Source organism: Anabaena sp. WFMT (assembly GCF_051781005.1).
Lineage (GTDB): Bacteria > Cyanobacteriota > Cyanobacteriia > Cyanobacteriales > Nostocaceae > Anabaena.
Window position 1 is genome coordinate 119322 of the sequence record NZ_JBPWOA010000006.1, and the last position, 20359, is coordinate 139680.

Annotated in this window: 15 protein-coding genes; 5 read left to right on the plus strand and 10 right to left on the minus strand. The window is 39.1% G+C overall.

Features of this window, described 5'->3' with window-relative positions; translation table 11 throughout:
- Window positions 1-112 precede the first annotated feature (112 nt).
- The 8 genes from ACSQ6I_RS05305 to ACSQ6I_RS05340 form a co-directional block, all read right to left on the minus strand.
- Window positions 113-1636, minus strand: a complete 1524-nt coding sequence (locus ACSQ6I_RS05305; RefSeq protein ID WP_438889319.1) for a PAS domain S-box protein — start codon at window positions 1634-1636, stop codon at window positions 113-115.
- Window positions 1629-2033, minus strand: a complete 405-nt coding sequence (locus tag ACSQ6I_RS05310) for a diguanylate cyclase (RefSeq protein WP_438889320.1) — start codon at window positions 2031-2033, stop codon at window positions 1629-1631. The genes ACSQ6I_RS05305 and ACSQ6I_RS05310 overlap by 8 nt, the downstream gene beginning before the upstream one ends.
- Complete coding sequence (glsA, locus tag ACSQ6I_RS05315; RefSeq protein WP_438889322.1) at window positions 2023-3051, minus strand: glutaminase A; 1029 nt, start codon at window positions 3049-3051, stop codon at window positions 2023-2025. The genes ACSQ6I_RS05310 and glsA overlap by 11 nt, the downstream gene beginning before the upstream one ends.
- Window position 3052: 1 nt before the next feature.
- The gene (locus ACSQ6I_RS05320; RefSeq protein WP_438889324.1) at window positions 3053-3811 is read right to left on the minus strand and encodes a MinD/ParA family ATP-binding protein; all 759 of its coding nucleotides are present in this window, start codon (window positions 3809-3811) and stop codon (window positions 3053-3055) included.
- A gap of 224 nt (window positions 3812-4035) precedes the next feature.
- On the minus strand, window positions 4036-4311 hold the full coding sequence (locus ACSQ6I_RS05325; RefSeq protein WP_438889325.1) for a TM2 domain-containing protein: 276 nt from the start codon (window positions 4309-4311) through the stop codon (window positions 4036-4038).
- 495 nt (window positions 4312-4806) lie between these two features.
- Entirely contained in the window at window positions 4807-6387 is a 1581-nt protein-coding gene (locus tag ACSQ6I_RS05330; RefSeq protein ID WP_438889326.1) for a lysostaphin resistance A-like protein, read from the minus strand.
- Between the two features lie 240 nt (window positions 6388-6627).
- Window positions 6628-7200: a phycobiliprotein lyase gene (locus ACSQ6I_RS05335; protein WP_438889327.1), complete on the minus strand. Its 573-nt coding sequence runs from the start codon at window positions 7198-7200 to the stop codon at window positions 6628-6630.
- 73 nt (window positions 7201-7273) lie between these two features.
- A complete protein-coding gene (locus tag ACSQ6I_RS05340) occupies window positions 7274-7954 on the minus strand; it encodes a HEAT repeat domain-containing protein (protein WP_438889328.1) in 681 nt (226 codons plus the stop codon).
- A gap of 191 nt (window positions 7955-8145) precedes the next feature.
- Here ACSQ6I_RS05340 and ACSQ6I_RS05345 point away from each other — a divergent pair, with 191 nt between their 5' ends.
- On the plus strand, window positions 8146-8697 hold the full coding sequence (locus ACSQ6I_RS05345) for a YciE/YciF ferroxidase family protein (RefSeq protein WP_438889329.1): 552 nt from the start codon (window positions 8146-8148) through the stop codon (window positions 8695-8697).
- Between the two features lie 274 nt (window positions 8698-8971).
- Here the strand turns inward: ACSQ6I_RS05345 and ACSQ6I_RS05350 are convergent, their stop codons facing one another.
- Window positions 8972-9808 (minus strand): fasciclin domain-containing protein, encoded by an 837-nt coding sequence (locus ACSQ6I_RS05350; protein ID WP_438889330.1) that lies wholly within the window; start codon window positions 9806-9808, stop codon window positions 8972-8974.
- Window positions 9809-10703: 895 nt separating this feature from the next.
- On the opposite strand from ACSQ6I_RS05350, the gene ACSQ6I_RS05355 reads away from it, so the two are divergent.
- From ACSQ6I_RS05355 to ACSQ6I_RS05365, 3 genes are all read left to right on the plus strand, one after another.
- A complete protein-coding gene (locus ACSQ6I_RS05355) occupies window positions 10704-11498 on the plus strand; it encodes a glutathione S-transferase family protein (RefSeq protein WP_438889331.1) in 795 nt (264 codons plus the stop codon).
- Window positions 11499-11637: 139 nt separating this feature from the next.
- The gene (locus tag ACSQ6I_RS05360) at window positions 11638-13368 is read left to right on the plus strand and encodes a helicase HerA domain-containing protein (protein WP_438889655.1); all 1731 of its coding nucleotides are present in this window, start codon (window positions 11638-11640) and stop codon (window positions 13366-13368) included.
- A gap of 550 nt (window positions 13369-13918) precedes the next feature.
- Window positions 13919-14902 carry an RNA polymerase sigma factor, RpoD/SigA family gene (locus tag ACSQ6I_RS05365; RefSeq protein WP_438889332.1) on the plus strand — a complete coding sequence of 328 codons (984 nt, stop codon included), beginning with the start codon at window positions 13919-13921 and terminating at the stop codon, window positions 14900-14902.
- Between the two features lie 207 nt (window positions 14903-15109).
- On the opposite strand, the gene ACSQ6I_RS05370 is transcribed toward ACSQ6I_RS05365, so the two are convergent.
- Entirely contained in the window at window positions 15110-15925 is an 816-nt protein-coding gene (locus ACSQ6I_RS05370) for a SnoaL-like polyketide cyclase (RefSeq protein ID WP_438889333.1), read from the minus strand.
- A 357-nt stretch (window positions 15926-16282) separates the two neighbouring features.
- On the opposite strand from ACSQ6I_RS05370, the gene ACSQ6I_RS05375 reads away from it, so the two are divergent.
- Window positions 16283-19837: an eIF2A-related protein gene (locus tag ACSQ6I_RS05375; protein ID WP_438889334.1), complete on the plus strand. Its 3555-nt coding sequence runs from the start codon at window positions 16283-16285 to the stop codon at window positions 19835-19837.
- Window positions 19838-20359 lie beyond the last annotated feature (522 nt).

The window sequence follows — 20359 nt, forward strand, 5'->3', positions numbered from 1 at the left end:
AAAGAACCGTAAAGACACAGAGAAATAAGAGTTTGAGTGATATTTTGCGTAAGTCTTAATTGAAAAATGTTCGACTTAACTTTACTTTAATTTAATTTATACTTAACTATCGCTAACTCCAAAATTCATCCAGATTAACCTCTGCCATTTCCTGCTGTACTTCTTGAAAATATGTACTTCCAGTCAGCATTGCCACTTCTTTTTCACGCTTGTTCTGGTCAATTTCAATCTTTAATTCTTCTAATTGTCGTCTTAGTTCATCTTCTCGACGTTTGCGATCACTAATGTTCTGGACAATACCTTCGTAGTACAATACATTCCCTTGACTATCTTTTACTGTCCGAGCATCAATTTGTATCCAGATAATACTTCTATCTTTGCAGTAAGAACGGTACTCAAAATTCTTCGCAGTTCCTTGTGTTGCTAATAAGGTTTTAAATTCAGTACTTTTTTCTAAATCAACATAAAGTTGCTCACTAATATTCGTGATGCTTTCTATCATCTCAGCAGGTGAGTCATAACCATAAATTTTTGATAGTGCTGGATTGACATTGATAAATCGTTCTGCTGGAGAAGATTGAAAGATTCCTTCCAAGGCATTTTCAAAGATGCTGCGGTAGTTTTCTTCGGCAATACGAAGAGATTCTTCTGCCTGTTTGCGTTCTGTAATGTCAATACCAACGGATACTGTTGCATCACCCTGTTGGTATTTTTGGGCAACCACCAGGTAGTAGCGATGATCATTACTTAACTCAATATCAATCACAGTCTCTGCCGCCATATCTGGACTTGCAACAAAGCGAGTCAGAAAATCTGCCAGTTTGCCATTGTCTTTAAGGAAACCAACGTCCTGACCAATAAAAGCATCTTGAGTCAGGTTGAAATTCTCTGCCAAATGACGATTCACCCCAATATAAACTCCCCCCGAATCCACCCAGGAAATGGAGCCGGGAACCGCATTAAGTACAGCTTCTAGTTGATCCTTTGCTTCTGCTAATTCTTGTTCGCGGGCTTTTAATTGCAAAACCATTTGAGTAAATATCCGTGCTAACCTACCTAACTCATCCTGGCGAGCCGCAACCCCATCTAATAATTCAGGTTGGAAGGTGTTATTCTCAACGGAAATAGCAGCGCCAATAACTTTATCAACTTCCTGCAAATAACTAGACATAGTTTGATTGGCAGAAATTAAAGCCTCCTCCATGCGTCTACGTTCGGTGACATCTCGAATCGTCAACACAGCAGTGCGATCGCCATTTTTCAATTCGACAAAAGAACCCGCAATTTCTAATATTGAGGTATTTCCATGCTGCTGAAATTCATATTCACTAGTTTGAAAATTTTGAGACAATACCTGATAGACGGGATGTTCTGCATCTACTAGCACAGTTCCTGCCTGAGCCAGAGGTAGTAGAGTAGGCAGAGTGCAACCGAGAACAGCAAGATGACTGCGGTTAACGAGGCGATCAAAGGTGGTATTACACCATTGAATTCCCCCATCTTCTCCTGCCCATGCGATCGCTTCATCAATCGAGCCAAGGGCAAGCTCCATTTTTCCGAGCGTAACCCGTAATTCTTTAATAACGACTGCTAAATTCTTATCAGCCAGTTCTAAACCCGCTAATAGATTACTCATGGTCTTCCCCTATTTGGTGATGGGAATTAACCGGGTTTAAAGGACGAAGTTGGGCAGCAAAATACCACTTTCCTTCAATTTGTTCTGCCGTAATATAATGCTCGGAGAGAATAGAACGCCCATCTTGGGAAATGACCATTGCATTGATCGGATGATTGGCAACATGGGAAATTTCTGTAATGGTGAATCGGGAAAACCCCAGGTTATGGGAATCGTGAAAATTCAGGGGAATAATGTCTGCTAAGGTTCTGCCAATCAGATCAGCACCCCAGAGATACTCCTCGGTAAACTGATCATTGATATAGACGACAAATCCCTGATCATCTGAAACTACAACGGGTTGCTGAATTTCTGAGCGCAAATCAGCAAAGTTTTTTGATAATTTTTCACCAGTCATTGATGTTTCCTCCTTCCAACCACTCTTTTAAATCTCGTTCTGGTTTAGCTACGTTAAACAAATGCAAACCAAAGTCTTTGGAGAGGTCTTCACATACCTTGATACCCCGTAGACTGTTACCCTTGGTATCTAATGGTGGTGAAAACGTACCAATGCCTAATTGACTAGGAACTACTGCCGTAATTCCTCCTCCTACGCCACTTTTGGCTGGTATCCCCACTCGATACGCCCACTCGCCTGACGCATCGTACATACCACAGGTAAACATGACGCTAATCACATCTTGAACATAGTGTTCATCGATCGCCCTTTCTTTTGTGACTGGGTTGATACCCCCATTTGCCAGGGTTGCTGCCAGCATTGCTAAATCTTTAGCGTTAACTAAAATTGAACATTGCTGAAAATAGAGATCCAGTGTTTCATCAATTTTATTGCTGACCATGCCAAAGTTCAGCATCAGATAAGCCATTGCCTTGTTGCGGTAGCCTGTTGATTTCTCTGACAAAAAAACGGGTACGTTTATGTCGTGTTCCCGTCCAGTGTAGCGTTTAAACATTGCCAGCATTCGTTTCAAGCGTTCGGTACTGTTTTGACCTTTGATTAGATCAGCCGTAGCGATCGCCCCTGCATTTACCATTGGGTTATAAGGACGGTTGGTGGCTTCATCTAACACAATTGAATTAAATGCTTCTCCTGTTGGTTCGACACTGACTTTACTATTCACGTACTCGCGTCCGTGATCTTCTAATGCCAAACCATACACAAATGCTTTAGAAATGGATTGAATTGTGAATAATTTATCACAATCGCCTACCTCAAATATCTGCCCATCAGGTGTAACCACACAAATACCAAACCACTCTGGTTTTGCTAGTGCCAATTCGGGAATGTAGTCAGCAACAACACCATCATTGAGCGATCGATATTTTTCGTATATATCGTTTAAATAATTCCGAAAGGGCGACGTAACCGCAGCAATGGAACTGGCAAGGGACTGCAAATCTCCTAAATTTGACATTTTACCCCTCTATAATTTGCTGTGCTACTTTGCGGAATTCTTTAGTAACGGGATGTTCTGGATATTTCACGCAAAATACCCCTTCACTGGCAAGCTGCACCATATCTTCCGACAGCGGAAACACCCCAGCAACGGTTTCACCGTAGGTTTCTTCAACTTTCTGCTTTAGTGCCTCTAAGTTGAGTTTGCTGTGGGCTTTATTGATTGCTAACAGCATTTTTCTAACTTTCAGCTGCCGTGCCACATCTACAGTGATAGCTGTACCTTGGTAATCTTGTTTGTCGGGGCGTAAAATTAGGATGAGGACATGGGAGATGGCGATCGATAAAAAAGTTTCTTTTGATAAACCAGGATGGGTATCAATAAATAAATAATCAAGCTGAAGTGCTTTCACCAAACTACGAAACCCATCATTCAGGAGTTTGACATCATAGCCTTCCTTTAAAATTCTGGCGATTTCATCTGCTTTGACACTGGAAGGCACTAAAAAAAGCTGGCCTGGACTATCTACACCAATGTTGGCACTAACATCATAGGCAGCGTCCTGAATCGGACTTTCACCCCACAGATAATTATTCAGGGTTTTCCCCATCTGCTCTGGTTCGAGACAGAATAAATTATGAATTCCGGGCGAAGGCACATCTGTATCTACTACACCCACACGGTGGCCAAGCAAAGCCATTGTGGTTGCTAAGTTGGCAGTAAAGTTAGATTTACCCGTACCACCTCGGTATGAATGAATGGAAACAACTTTGGGCATTGGTGTAAATTTGGGAAGACAAATTTCTCTTTGTGAGTAACATATTAAATATAGTATAAGTAGCCGTTTTTACGGTGATTTCCCCCTGATTTTTAACCAAGGGATATATGGGGATTTATTACGTTGTTTGTATGAAGAGTTACAAGTATCAATTACTGCGAGAACTTTACAGAGAACTGTAGTATCTAAATTTTGTAAACATCCTCAGCATTGATATAGAAATTCTAGAACCAGCCCTGCTTATTCACAAAGTAAGTGTGAACAAAATTTTCATGGCTTTTGTTTAAATAGATCATGCCTTCAATTAAACCTATCAGTTGCATAATTAGCAATGTAAATCCGTAAGTGAGAGAACCGCCAACTACAGAAATGACTAACATAATAAAACCTTCTGGTGCGTAGCCAAGAATAAATTTATGTAGCCCAAATCCTCCAAAAATAATGCCACAGTAACCCGCTAGAAGTTGTTTGGTAGCGTGGGAAGGGTTGAGATTAGCCATATTCAGTTATGTCCTTGAATTCAGAAAATAAGAATAAATAAATATATTTAGTTCCTAAATATACTTTTTTTGTGATGGTAAAAGCACTTCTTAATATCAATAGCTAAAGCCAATGCACCATAATTCCTAATACAACTTGGAAGTATAGAACTGAGGATATAGTCCAACCAAGTCTGAACCTATCAGGCTAATTGATGGCTGTTTGTAAATTGGCTAACAAATTTCAGTGCAGCAAGTTTACAGATTTATAAGCTCAACATTTCTCTTGAAGAGAATAACCCCAATAATCGGCAAAAACTTGCCACACGATGCTAGTATTTACAGGTTTATAGAGATTATGTCCGGACTTTTTTGAGTTCCCTATCTGACGGGAGGATACATTTTTTTGTGGGCTGTCAGTGCATATGCACACAGAAAAATTATCTGTTTTTAGAATTCTTTTTAATTGTTGATGTAAGCAAATATTTTGAATTTTTACCTCCGTAAATTTTAGTATTAATTATTTCCACTACCTAAGAGAAACAAACTGAGTAATGTGCCGCTATTCCAGAGACTATGGAGAAGCATAGGGGCGAGGAGATTGCGCGATCGCGTGTAAACTATTCCTAATACCATGCCCAAGGCAGTGAGAGGCAGAATTTCCGATAAGCTGAGGTGAGCAGCAGCAAATAACAAGCTACTGGCGACAATGGATGCCCAAACTGGAATGTAACGAGTTAGGGAGGGCAACAAAAATCCCCGGAATAGAAATTCTTCAAAAAATGGCGCAGCTATACCAGCAGTAAAGAAAAATATCCCCAATGCGACGTTATCTTTACTTTCTAGCGCTAGTTGTAACAGTGGATTACTTCCACCTTGTCCATTCCATAGTTGCTGATTAATCAACGATACTACCACCACAATCGGTAAAGCAGTGCAGTAGCCACCCAATCCCCACAGAAACCAATTACTTTGACAACGGAAGCGAAACCAGTCTTCTGAGAGGGGTAAATAGCGCCTAATGGAAAAATAAAGCACTGACAGCGCCCCGAATGCAACTAGCAAGTAACTTACCAACACAGAGAAAGCCTGGACTCGTGCATTACCTGTGCCACGAGGGATTGGTAAGGTGTTTAAAATTGCGGGTATAAATAATTGTCCCATCAGGAAAAATCCCAGGACAAAAACCTGTAAAACTGTTTCTCCATTCCAAGGAGTAGTCCAAGGCTTTTCACTATTTTCAGCTAATATAGATTCTCTTCCCTTCAGTAAACGCTGAATCACCAAAGCCACCAGCAGTATGACACCAATCAACGCCGTTAAACTGGGAATAGTGGCAATAATTGCTAATTTCCATACTGCATCAGTAGCAGCAGCTTGTTGGGCAGCTAGAACATCTGCTAGAACATCTTCACGTTGTTGGAGTTGGTATAGCTGAATCAAAGCAGTAGACTGAAACCAACCTTCTAAATTCTTTTGAATAAGTTGTTGAGCATTGGGGAGTAGACGAGGAGGGTTACTCCAAATTCCATTTAATACCTTAGCTGTTTCGCTAAATTCTGGTTTGATATCTGAGCGTTGCTGTACTTGACTCCAAGTGGCGACGGCGTTTTCTGTTTGTCCTTGTTTGGCTTGTAAGATTCCTAGCCGCAAGTCTAATTCATCCCGCAATTTTTGCAGTTGTTGAACAGACTTCTCTAACTGTTGCTGCTGTTCTTGAAGAGAAGTTTTGGTGTCAAGGGGGTCATTTGGTAAGGGTTTAGGAGGTGTGACAGCAGTAATATCAGGCAAGAGCAATTTTGCTAATTTGATTTCGGCTTTATCTAAATTAGTTTGGACAGACTCACGCGCTTGTTGATATTGCTGGGTAGCACTTTCTAAGGGTTTATCACCCAGTATCGCTTCTCGAATTGCGAGAAAATTCTCGTTGTTGCTATCTTCTGGCTGCCATGCTTGGGCTTGTAAGACAATATTGGTTTGGTACAGTTCCAGCCGACTTTGGAACTGAGGTTTTTGCCAGCTACTAAATAAAGACAAGCCGGACAACATGAGTGCAAATAGTGTCAGCCCAATTAACAGCAACCGCTTAAGTGTCATCTATCCCCCTTTGACTTACCAGTGAAGAGCGCACGCCCCTTGGAAATTATAAGCTAGTCGGGGGGATTGGGTAGATTTGATCTTAGGAGACAAAATTCAGAGTGCTGAGTAAGCACATAGCTTGTGATGTTTAAAGCCCTAAGTAAGGGCATAACTGCACTTAGAGCGGTAGCGGGGCATTTACCCCGGACAATTTTTTGCTCAACACTCGTTACTCAGAACTCAGCACTCAGAACTGTTTTAGCTTGCAGGCGCATTAACTGCATTGGCAGTCTCAGCCGCTTTTGCAGCTGGTGTACCACCCATCCGAATTTCTGAAGTAAAAGAAGCCATACTAAACCCGCCAAACCGCTTCAGGACACTTACCCGCATCCGTAGATTGGGACTGGCAAACCACAAGCGTTCTTCAGACCACATGGTTTCATATTCAGTAATCAGGGTAAGAGCGCCATCATCGCCCATTTTATAGCTGCCAGCAACGGGGGCTTTTTCCGCATAACCCATTTCCCGCAGTAATTTACCTTCGTCTGGGTTATCTGCATTAGGAACGGTGGCTAAGACGGTAGAACCTTGGTGTTTTTCTTCATCCCATTCCATTGTCCCGTTCCAGGTAACTCGCGCACCACAGGAAGCCGTACTAGGCTCAATTTCATACTGTTGACACAATTTGATCACTTCTGGATGATCTGCGGCCAGCATCTCAATCACGATATCTGATTTACCGTCTTCCGATTGCTTAAAAGCCAGATGGTGACTGGTGCGATGAGAAAACCATTTACCAGCACTTAACTCAAAAAACTCTTCAATATTCATGAATCAAATGATCCTGTATCAAAATTCTAAAAATCCTACTTTTATTATTAAAATCTAGCAGGAGGCGTTTATCTTAAACTTGCTTGTCTATTTCTTCCAGTCTTTTTAAAGAAATTCTCGCAGCTTCAGCAACATGGGGATGACTGTCTTTTTCCAGGTATTTCAAAGCTGAGATACTCTTGGGTGTGGGCAGATTGCCTAAAGCTTCAGCTAGACGTTGCCTCACTAACCAATCCTCGGCTTGGGCAAAGCGTAGGATATTATCTACAGAGTCAATGGATTTGATTTCTCCCAAAGCGGAAATAGCAGCTTGTTGGATGACGACTTCTTTGCTATCCAGTGCTTGAATGAGGATTGTTCGGGCGCGGGGGTCTTTAATGTTACCGAGAGATACGGCGGCACTAAATCTCACTAGCCAGTCGGTATCTTCATAAAATGCCCGTGATAGGGCTTCTAATGCTCTGTTATCTCCTAAATATCCTAAAGCCCCAGCGGCATCAGCACGGATACCATAATCTGGGTCAGTTTCCAAAATTTTCACTAAAATAGGATAGCATTCTGGGGTTTGTTTGATCCCTAGAGCAAATACTGCCATTGAGCGCAGTTGTAGGGATTCATCATCTAAGACCTTTTTAATCAAAGGTACGGCATCTTCTGGGGATATGTGGCGCAAGCTGGCCAGTGCTACCATGCGATCGCGCAAATTTGGACTTTCTAACTGGGTAGAAATTATCTCTAAGCTGGGAACAGTCATTATAGTTAAAAGCGTTTTCTTTACTTATCTTTAACTTTAACGTAATTCACTACTTAAGCCCCAAGACCGATTCTAATGTATTCAAATTAGCAGTCCGATTTAACACTCAGGTATGAAGAGAAGACTGAAAGATCAACGTAGGGTTGAGGAACGACTGTCAACCACAGCGTCAAATCTTCAGGAGATTCACAATGGTTCAACTTACTGAACGTCCAGGAACAAAGAAAATCGCCAATTCGCAAGATAAGTTCATCTATGAAGTTGGTGTTATGTATGATGCTGAAAATCGCTTCTTAGAAGCCCAGCAGATGATCTGGCAATGTTGTCAAAACAATCAATTAAAGTCTTTAGTTGAGACTCATATTAGCGAAACTGAGCAGCAAATTAGTAACCTAGAGCAAGTTTTTAATATCTTGGGAAAACAACCACAACGGATTACTTGTGATGCTGCGGCTGGTGTGATTAGTGACGGTCAAAAATTCATGCTACTGGCAGCAGATAGTCAAAAAGTTCTGGAACAGGGGATAGTAGGAGGACAATTAACAGTCGAACATTTGGAAATTGCCTGTTATCGCTCTTTAATAAAATGTGCTGAACAGATGGAACAAAAGCAAGTTGTGCAGTTATTACAGCAAAACTTGCAACAAGAAGAGCAAACAGCACAAAAGCTAGAGCAGTTAATGCCACAATTGCTGCAAGAAACAAAGTCTGGTGACAGCAAGACTACTGCTAAATCTCGCTAATTTAACTGTAACGATGCACCTCTCCAATGCGGAGAGGGTCAGTTAAATCTTTTGTGAAAAACCAAAAATTAAGAATTTTAAGTTTCTCCCCGCAAAGAGCAGAGGTTTACCAGAGAGGTTCTACCAATTAGTAGAACTCACGTCAAATAAAGTCTGGATTCATACTCTAACCTTAGTCGGCCACAGCCTTAAGACTGTGGCTTTTTTGTATTATTGATGAATTTGTATTTTACTCAATTTCCAGGTTGCTTGTTAGCAAAAAAATTCTGCCAATCTACAAACTAGGTGGCAAAATCAAATTGTCAATTACATGAATAACTCCGTTGCTTGCCGGAATATCTGCTTTAGTGACCTGAGCATCATTCACAAATACGCCTTTAGCAGGATCGATTTTCACACTAATGGGATCACCCTGCACACTAGTGACTTGACCAGATTTTAAATCGCTGGAAAGGACTTTCCCCGGCACCACATGATAAGTTAGAACCTTAACCAATACTTCCTTGTTCTCTGGCTTTAACAAGTCCGCTACAGCATCCTGTGGTAATTTGGCAAAAGCTGCATCAGTGGGAGCAAAAACAGTGAACGGCCCTTGTCCTTTCAATACTTCTGTGAGTCCAGCGGCTTCTAAAGCCTTGATGAGCATTGTAAAAGAACCCGCTGATTCCGCTACTTCTAGAACGTTTTTAGTTTCAGTTGTCTCGGCTGGTTGTGGGGTTGGTTCTGGTGTGGTATCAGGAGTTGTTGGCGCTTCTATTCTAGGTTGAGTTGGTCTGACTGGTGGTGTTTCACTAGGTGCTGTACGACCATTATAGGGAGGTTCGTTGAAAATATTTGGTCTAGGATTGAGTACTCCACTTCCCTTGCTCTGGGCTATCTGTGTTTTACTTTTAGTGTTGCCATTTTCTGTTGTTAAAACCAGGTTAGCAGGTATGGATTGAGAATTTGCTTGTATGCTTTGATGGCGATTATGGGCAGCTTCTTGGAAAATATTGGCATGAGGATTGAGGATTTCGTTCGCTCTAGATGGTAAAATTACCAGGAGACTGAAGCCAGTTACTCCTAGTATTCCAGCGAGGTTGGTCAATAATTTGCTGTAATTAGCCTTCATAAATTTGGTTTGTCTTCATTTTTAACAAGCTACATAAAAACTTATAGCATTTTGCCAACCCAAAATATAACTACAACAGGAAGTCTATTTTTTGGCAAAAACTTATTTGGCGCTGTTAAGATAAAGTTTTACAGATTGGTTGCTGTGAATGATCAGCAGAATTTAGCCAAAAGTTAATGTAAATTTGGTAACAAAGATTATAGAAACCTTGCCTACAACCTCTCTCCAAGGTTTATGGAATAGATTTGGGTCAATTAGTTGTTGATATTGCAGGAACTGACAATTTTATTGTATTTCAAGATTTACGCAATTGGCATATTATTAGGGTTTGTCAGATGTCGAAAATCTGTTGATACTAACCAATTTATTAGGTCTGATGTACCCTTCTACAATCTTAGATTGAGTATGACACCCAGCTTTAGTCTTATATTTAGATGTCAGTAGTATGAAAAATATGACAATTTAGTAAAATTGACTACAAAATATGCAGAAATATCTGCTATTGACAAACAATAAATTTGCGTATATTCAATATTTATGGTTTTATATTGAATGTCTACAATTTTTAATTAGGAAATGATTAAATCACAAAATTATATATGGATAATTTAAAAATTAATCATAAAACCAAATGTTTGACAGCCTGAATTAAGCTCACGCATTAGATTTAAGAGTTAGTCTAATGGATTGATATAAATAATGATTATAAAAATTTGATGATTTCAGATATATTTATTTTGAGGTGATTATTGATTGTGCCAAAAAAAAGGCAAAATTTCAACTTTAGGTTGAATTGTAAAAACGAGCAAATGATTCAACATGATGGAAAAATTACTTATACTGAAGATAGAATTGTAAAAGCAATAAATAATAAGTTAGTTACAAGGAATAGAATATGCTGGAATTATATCAGTGGGAACTATCTCAATATTCGGAAAAAGTGCGTCTAATCCTTGATTATAAAGGTTTAGAGTATCGCAAAATTGAGGTTACACCAGGCATTGGACAAGTCGAACTGTTTCGTTTAACTGGTCAGAAACAAGTTCCAGTATTGAAGGATGGTCATAAATATATTGTAGATTCTACAGCGATCGCTAAATATTTAGATTCCGAATATCCAGATCGTCCCCTGATACCGACTAATCCCAAAAAACGTGCCACCGCTTTATTGCTAGAAGATTGGGCTGATGAGTCTATAGGTGTTAAGGGTAGAAAAGCGCTATTTGCTGCTATTAGTCAAGATCAGAGTTTTCGTAAGTCTTTATTACCCGTCTCCACACCAGATATTTTCAAAAGCATGATTGAAGGTGTCCCCGCTGATTTTCTCAGTGTGTTGGGTTTTGGGGTTGGTTTCAGTCCAGATGCAATTAGTTCTGCGATCGCTAGTCTAAAACAAGATTTGGAAATTTTGACAGAATTATTAGCAGATAGTCCCTATCTGTTGGGAGATGAACCAACCATAGCTGATTTAACAGTCGCCGGTTTGTCTATATTATTGAAGTTCCCAGAAGGGCCTTATTTGGATTTACCAGAATCCCTGAGAGGTAAAGGATTGCCCATCTTAGCCGATAATCCTGATTATGAAGCATTTTTCACTTGGCGCGATCGCATCTACACTCAATTTAGAAAGCCATTATCAGGGAAACCTCCCGCTGCTGGAAGCGCACCAACTTCGATTCAAATTGATTAGATAACAGGTGACAGGTGATAGGTAAGAGGTGACAGGTGACAGGTGACAGGTGACAGGTGACAGAAAGAAATTTAACAATTACCAATTACCTATCACCAATTACCAATAACTAATGACCAATGACCAATTGACAAACAAAATGAATTCAGCACAACCACTAGGTTCAGTCATCCAAGGTTCGCTTACAGGTGGATTAGAAGTTAGATTACACCCAGATATTTCTGTAGAAGATATGCGGGTGGGGAAATTTTTAGTAGTACAAGGGGTGCGATCGCGCTTTTTCTGTATGCTGACTGATGTAGCATTAAGTGCTGCAAATGCGCGAATTATTGCTAGTCCCCCAAATTGGGATGATACATTTTTGCGAGAAGTTTTAGCCGGCAGTGGTACTTATGGCATGATCAACCTCGCACCGATGTTGATGTTTACCCCCGAATCTCAAGAAACTTCCTTCTCCACCAATGGTAAATCTCTAAATCCCTTTATTCCCACTAGCAATGGTTTAGCATCATTTCAACCCCAAACCAGCACGACGATGGAATTGTTACCAGTTAAAACTATTCCTAGTCACTTTAGTCAAGTTTACGAAGCCAGTGAAGAAGATTTCCGGAAGGTGTTTGGTTGGGAAGATGATCCCCACAGAAATAACTTTTCCATCGGTAAACCCTTAGATATGGACGTACCGATTTGTATTGACTTAAATCGGTTTGTAGAACGGAGTAACGGCGTTTTTGGTAAATCTGGAACCGGTAAATCCTTCCTGACACGATTACTTTTAGCAGGTGTCATTCGCAAAAATGCAGCTGTTAACTTAATCTTTGATATGCACTCAGAATATGGCTGGGAAGCAGTAGCTGAAGGTAAAGAAGTTAACACCGTCAAAGGCTTAAAACAGTTATTTCCCGGTAAAGTTGAAGTTTATACCCTTGACCCCGAATCAACCAAACGCAGGGGTGTACGGGACGCTCAAGAACTGTTTCTTAGTTATGAGCAAATTGAAGTAGAAGATATTAAATTATGTGGCAGAGATTTAGGACTCTCAGATGCAGCTTTAGATAATGCCAATATCTTATTTAACGAGTTGGGTAAATCTTGGATTCCCCAGTTATTCAATATGACTGGTGAGGATATTAAGATGTTTTGTGATGACAAGCCAGGACACCCAGGATCAATCACTTCATTACAACGGAAATTATTACGTTTAGATAGTTTAAAATATATGCGGGCTGTTTGTCCCCAAAACTATATCAGTAAAATTTTACAATCTCTCGAAGCTGGGAAAAATGTTGTGGTAGAATTTGGTTCCCAGTCGAATATGCTCTCCTATATGTTGGTGACGAATATGATCACCAGACGCATTCACGAACATTATGTCAAAAGAGCAGATAAGTTTCTGCAAAGTAAAAATCCCTTAGATCGGCCAATGCCATTAATGATTACAATTGAGGAAGCGCACCGCTTTCTTGACCCAGGAGTAGTACAAAGTACAATTTTTGGAACTATAGCGAGAGAACTGCGGAAATATTTCGTAACACTTTTGGTAGTTGATCAACGCCCGTCGGGGATAGATAATGAAGTCATGTCCCAAATTGGTACTCGCATCACTGCTTTGCTTAATGACGAAAAAGATATTGATGCCATTTTTACAGGTGTGTCTGGTGCTGGAGCTTTGCGATCAGTATTAGCAAAGTTAGATTCTAAGCAACAAGCCTTAATTTTGGGTCATGCCGTGCCTATGCCAGTAGTTGTGCGTACACGTCCTTATGATTCCACTTTCTACGCCGAAATTGGCGATCAAATTTGGGAAGAAAAGTCAGATGCAGAGGTTTTTGCAGCCGCAGAACTGGCTAAAGCTGATTTAGGTTTTTAACCACTTTCAAAAAATCTACCAATTACTCAAAACTCAGTACTCAGCACCCAAAACTCATTGCTATTTCGTGACATCCCTCCATTAGAGGAGCTTCATAAGTTCGGTTATCCGGCTACTTGTAAGCAACAGAAGAGGGGTTTTTAACGTCACTATAGATATAGTCAGCTTTTTTAAGGAACTCCTAAGAAACTTTAGCAGCTAGACTATTTTACTTTATAATAGAGAGCTTTGATCTGCTGCTATTTACTATCCGCCAGATTTGCCTTACCATAAAAGTAGAACTCATACTGACTTCGTGTTTTACAGTTGCTGCCAGTGACTAAGAGGAAAGAAAAATTCTTGAAAACAACTCAGTGTGCTGCGAGAGAGTTTCCATAATTGAGGGAGGGTAAAGGAACCCATTCCCAAATAGTACCGTCCTAAAAAAGACTATATAAATTAATCGCTTATGGTAGCGCACAAATGTTTAGTGATGTATATACCATCTTTCTCAATCCACCCTAATTGAGAAAATATTTATTTTGTTTAGGGAGTAGAGGACAACGCACCAATGCCTACTGTTAAAACCCAAAATGAAAACCTCAACACCAAATTCACGGCTGATATGGTGAGAACCTATCTGCGGGAAATTGGTCGTGTGCCACTGCTAACCCGTGAACAAGAGATTGTATATGGGAAGCAAGTGCAACAAATGATGACCTTGCTAGATGCTAAAGAAGCTTTATCCAAAAAACTAGATCATGAGCCTAGTTTAGCAGAGTGGGCTACTCATGTTAACCAATCTGAAAACGAAGTTAAGCAGACGGTAGCGCAAGGTAAGCGAGCCAAGCAAAAAATGATTGAAGCAAATTTGCGTTTGGTTGTAGCTATTGCGAAAAAGTATCAGAAGCGAAATATGGAATTTCTGGATTTAATCCAGGAAGGAACCTTGGGACTAGAGAGAGGAGTAGAGAAATTTGATCCTATGAGGGGTTATAAATTCTCGACTTATGCTTACTGGTGGATTCGCCAAGCGATTACGAGAGCGATCGCCCAACAAGGTCGAACAATTCGCTTACCTATCCATATTACCGAAAAGTTGAACAAAATTAAAAAAGTGCAACGGGAATTGGCGCAAAAGTTGGGAAGATCCCCAACACCAACAGAAATAGCCAAAGAACTGGAACTAGAACCTGCTCAGATTCGTGAGTATCTGAACATGGCACGTCAACCAGTCTCTTTAGATGTACGAGTTGGTGATAACCAAGATACCGAACTGCAAGAAATGCTCGAAGATGATGGTCCATCACCAGAATATTACACCACTCAGGAATTCTTGCGCCAAGACCTCAATAACCTGTTGGCAGAACTTACACCCCAACAGCGTGAAGTTGTAGCCCTGCGCTTTGGTTTAGAAGATGGTAATGAAATGTCTTTGGCAAAAGTTGGTGAACGGTTGAACCTCAGCCGTGAACGTGTCCGTCAATTAGAGCATCAAGCTCTTGCACATTTACGTCGCCGTCGCGCCAATGTTAAAGAATACGTTGCCAGCTAAAAGTCGAGACAAGCACCCGCTTGTGAAGAAAGATAACTTTTGGCTGTATGCCTCCTGAATCCAGGGGGCAATTTTTTTGCGTGTAATACTACAATAAAACAGCTGTTGCACCTTTAACTTGCAGATAGAAGGACAGGCTGTTCTGCCTACCCCACAAGAATTTTCACCCAAAAGAATGTGTAAATTAAACTTCCAACAGCTGATAAATTACCGCAATAAAGCTGCAAATGGACAACCACTAACAGCTAAATTAGCTGATGTTGGCTTAAATTTAGATGGCAAAAGCCGCTTGAAGAAACCCAAAAAAGTTTGTTGCCAAGAACTAGAAGGTGGTGTTTCTGGTGTCAATGTCTGTTGTTTAGTATCTGTTCCAGTTTTACCTCCTGATGTTAGTTGATTCAAAAATTTACCATTGTCATAATAGTGTTCCAAGGAAAGAATTTTACAATTTTCAGTAACTTGGACAATACTTGTACCAATCACTTCTATCATCTGCCCAGTCGGAATATAATCTTTATAATTACCTTGGAAATGTCCCCAATGCCGCCATTTAAAAGCAATAGTAGGAGGTGCTGAATAAACTTCTAATACTTCCCATAAAAATCCCTGAGGAAATGCAGTATGAAACAGATGGGTAGAAGATTCAAAATCTTCTTCTGTAGCTTTATAATTTGGAGTATTACCAATCAACAGTTTATAAGTACCTGACTGAACTAAATCCTCTAATTTATAGCTAGTTCCACCATTCGTACTCATACGAAACTTATCTTGAACTACAGAAATCCACTCTTGAGGATTGGTTTTGAAATTAGCTTCAACGTCGAAAGTTCGCACCAAGTTTTGGACAAGTGTTTCCAGGGAATTAGCCGGGTGGTTACGTAGACTTTCTTTGGCTAGATTTTCATTAGAACGGGTATAATCGGGTTGCTGACCATAACGCCACGTTACATTAGTGTTATGTTTGAGGACTACATCTCGATTTTGTACCCAAAGTGGTAGATTTTCAATGTTAATCTGAGTCATAAATACCTCTGCTCAAAAATTACAACAAAGTAACCCTAAATACTCATCCTGTGGAAGTTGCAGAGATATCCCCTTAATTTTACAGCAACAAGCTATACAGCTTTTTGTGCGGCTTTTGTGAATAATTAACTAGTGATGAAGAGCCGTTGTTTTTCATCCCAACTAAAAATATCATCACACCTGATGGCTATCAGCGCCAGGGAAGTTAAGGAAGTTAAGGAGATTGGCTAAATTAAATTACTAAAATCTTTGATTTTCAAGACTTTCAGACTTTGAATATTTTTATATTGGGTACATTATGGCATAAATTAAAATCCATAAAAATCAGGAACTTCCAGATTTTGAGTTTATATGATCATGGCACGTAAGCGAGGAGTAGTCCTGACAAGACAAGGATATCAGCGACTACAAAAGGCTCAACAAGAATGGGAAAATCGGGAAAATTATGGTGTAACTTATACCATAGAAGCTTTAAGCGAACTTACCCAACTAGACCCTGCTACAGTTTCTAAAGTTTTACATCGAGAAATGGGGGTAGATAAACGTACTTTAGAACGCTTTTTTCGGGTATTTAATCTGGAATTGTGCCAAAGTGATTATGCTAAACCGGATGTTGTGCCACAAACATCGGAAGCAATTAGTATCTCTCATCAAAATAAGCTGGTTTGGGGTGAAGCACCGGATATTTCTATTTTTTACGGTCGCACTCAAGAACTAGATATCCTGCAAAAATGGATTATTGAAGACCATTGTCGTTTAATTACATTAATAGGTATTGGCGGAATTGGTAAAACTAGTTTATCAGTGAAACTAGCTCAAAATGTTTCTGAAAAATTTACTCATGTAATTTGGCTGTCTTTACGTAATGCCCCACCGCCTTTAGAAATCATAGCAAATTTAATCCAGTTGTTATCCAACGGTGAGGAAATAGATTTACCAAAAAATATTACCCAAATAATTAATCGACTACTTGAATATCTACAAAAGCAACGTTGTTTGTTAGTTTTTGATAATCTGGAGACTATTTTTTCTAGTGATAATTATGCAGGTTATTATCTACCAGGATATGAAGGTTATGGTGAACTTTTACTGAGAATAGGAGAAACTCAGCATCAAAGTTGTTTATTAATTACTTCTAGGGAAAAACCAAAAGAAGTAGCAGCAATGGCAGGTAATCAACTACCGATACGTTCTTTGTATATTCATGGTTTAAGCATTGCCGAAGGACAAAAGATTTTTGGCGCTAAAGGTATTGTTGGTTATAGCAATTCAGATTGGGAAAATTTAATTATTAGCTATGGGGGTAATCCTTTATATTTAAAAATTATTGCCACTACAATATTAGATTTATTTAATGGTAGTATTGCTGATTTTATCGCTCAAGGCACAACTGTTTTTGGGGATGTTCGCAATCTCGTTAGTCAACAATTTAATCGCTTATCACTATTAGAAAAGTCTATATTATATTGGTTAGCTATTAACCGGAAACCTGTAGAATTAAACGAATTAAAAGCAGATTTATTATCTCCTATTGGCCCATCTAATTTATTAGAAGTTTTAGAGTCTTTATATCGTCGTTCCCTAATTGAAAAAAAAGACAGTCAATTTACATTACAATCTGTAGTTATGGAATACGTGACTATGAATTTGATTGAGCAAGTATGTCAAGAAATTGCTACTGCTAAAGTTTCATTATTCCAAAGTCATGCTTTAATTAAAGCTACTGCTGCTGATTATATCCAAGAAATTCAAATTCGCCTCATACTGACATCAATTATTGAGAATTTACAAGTATTATTAGGAAATACCAGCCAAATTAAATCACAATTGCTCAATATTATTAACTGTTATCGTGGTCAAGCACCATACGTTACTGGTTATATTGGCGGGAATACCATTAATTTACTATCTCAATTATTACCAAAAATTAGTAATGAAGATTTTTCTAATTTAACAATTTGGCAAGCTAATTTACAAAGATGCAATTTACAGGATGTCAATTTTAGTCATAGCCATTTTACTAAATCGTTTTTTACAAACACATTTGGTATTATTTTTAGTTTGACTTTTAGTTCCGATAATGAACTTTTAGTTACAGGGAGTATTGATGGTGAACTTTGTTTATGGCAATGGCGAGAAAATCATCAGCTTTTTAGGCAACAAGCACATACTACAATTATAGAATCTATTGCCTTTAGTCCCGATTGTCAATTAATAGCTAGTTCTAGTCGAGACAAAACTGTAAAATTATGGGATGTCTCTACAGGGCAATGTCTTTTAAATTTGCCTTCACCTGATGGAACTATCAAAAATATTGCCTTTAGTCAAAATAGTAAAAAGCTATTCGGTTGTTTAGAAAGGCAAATCATCTCTTGGGATGTTCAGACAGGTATTTGCTCAACATTAGTTGCATATCAAAGCCGCATTTCGGCAATGGCTGTATCAACTCACAACGATATTTTGATATTTGGTTGTGTAGATGGTACGATTAATATTTTGGATACAAATACTGGTAAATTTGTAGAAAATTTTTCTACAAGTAGTGGAGTAATATTATCTGTAATTGTTAGTGATGAAGACAAAATTTTGGCTAGTAGCTTAACTAATAAAACGCTAAAAATTTGGGATGTAAATGCTCGTTGTTGTATTGTAGATTTATCTGCTCAAAGCTACAAATTTTCATTAATTGCTATCAGTCTAAATGGACTTACCTTAGCTACAGGTAGCGGTGAGAAAATTATCAAAACCTGGGATATTCATACTAATAAGTATCTACAAAGTTTAGAAGGACATCTCTCGGAAATAAACACTATTGCTTTGAGTCCCAATAGCAAAATTTTGGCAACTGGTAGTGTCGATAGGACGGTAAAGTTATGGGATGTGACTACAGGTAAATGTCTGAAAACTTTACAAGGTCGGACTGATTTTGTCCATTCAGTTGGATTCAGCCATGATGGTAAGATTGTCGCTAGTGGTAGTCAACATGAAATTAGGCTTTGGGATGTTAATTCTGGCCAGTGTGTGACTAACATATCAGCGTATAAAGATTGGCTTTATTCCTTGGCTTTAAGTTCTGATGGTAAATTACTTGCTTGTGCGAATCTTGGGAACGAAAATCATATCATCAGACTTTGGCAAATACAGTCTCTGCACAAGGGAAATAGTTATCAAGCACCTGACAAAATTTTACAAGGACATACAGATAATATTTGGGCGATCGCATTCAGTCCAGATGGTAAAATAATTGTGAGTGGCAGTAGCGATCGCACTGTTAAACTTTGGGATTCGCAAACAGGTCAGTGCTTACAAACCTTTTCAGGCCATACCCGACCTGTACTTTCAGTAGCTTTTAGTCTCGACGGACAAATTATTGCTAGTTGTGGTGGTCATTCAATCATCAAAGTTTGGGACGTTATTACAGGGGAATGCTGTCAAACTATACAAGAAGTTGCTTCTTATGTTTTGAAATTTAGTCCTAATAGTTACATTCTAGCTAGTGGAAATACGAGTGGTGTGATCAAACTCTGGGATGTGCGAGATGGTCAGTGTATTGGGATTTTAGGCAAATATGGCAAACCCATTATCTCTTTGGCCTTTAGTCCAGATGGACAAATTCTAGCTAGTGGTAGTTTTGACGGTACAGTGACCTTGTGGAATATCAACACCAATCAATGCATCAATACCATAGAAATAAACACAGGTTCTGCTTGGTCACTGGATTTTAGTCCAGATGGTAAAAACCTGGCTTGTGGTAGCAATGGAGAAACCATTCATCTATGCGACCTCAATATAGATAAAGATATCAAAATTTTGCAGGGCGATCGCCCTTATGAAGGCATGAATATTCAAGGTGTAACAGGATTGACACCAAACATCATAGCTAGTGTCAAAGCGCTGGGAGCAGTTGATTAGATCATCTTATGAATTACGCAAAAACTCTTCCAAGCTTTTATGTCTACCTGTTCTCTGCGTCACGTCAGTTGCGACAACGGAGGAAACCTGACTCCGCAAAACACTGGCTTCTCCGTGGTTAGTTATTCCGTGAATTGTGCATAAGTCCTAACTTTATATACATCTCAAAGATCAGCATTTAACTTACCCAATAATTTTTATCTCTCGTCCGAAATCTCAAGGTTTGCTGTTGTAGCTAAGAATAGCCAAGCAAATTGGACTGTGAGAGCAATCTTGATGATCGCAAGTTGCTATATATCAATATAGATTTGATTGGTAGTTTTGAAAATATATTCGTCATCCCTCAAATGGGTTAATCTATCGGCTGAAGCGTAAATTTATCAAATGATAATATTGTTCACATTATTAGCAAAAAAACTATAAAAACTTCATTTTTTGACTTTTTTGAACCAAACAATATATATAAAACCTTTGAGGGAATCGCGCAGTATCAGTGTTTAGTTAAGATGTAAGGAAATTACA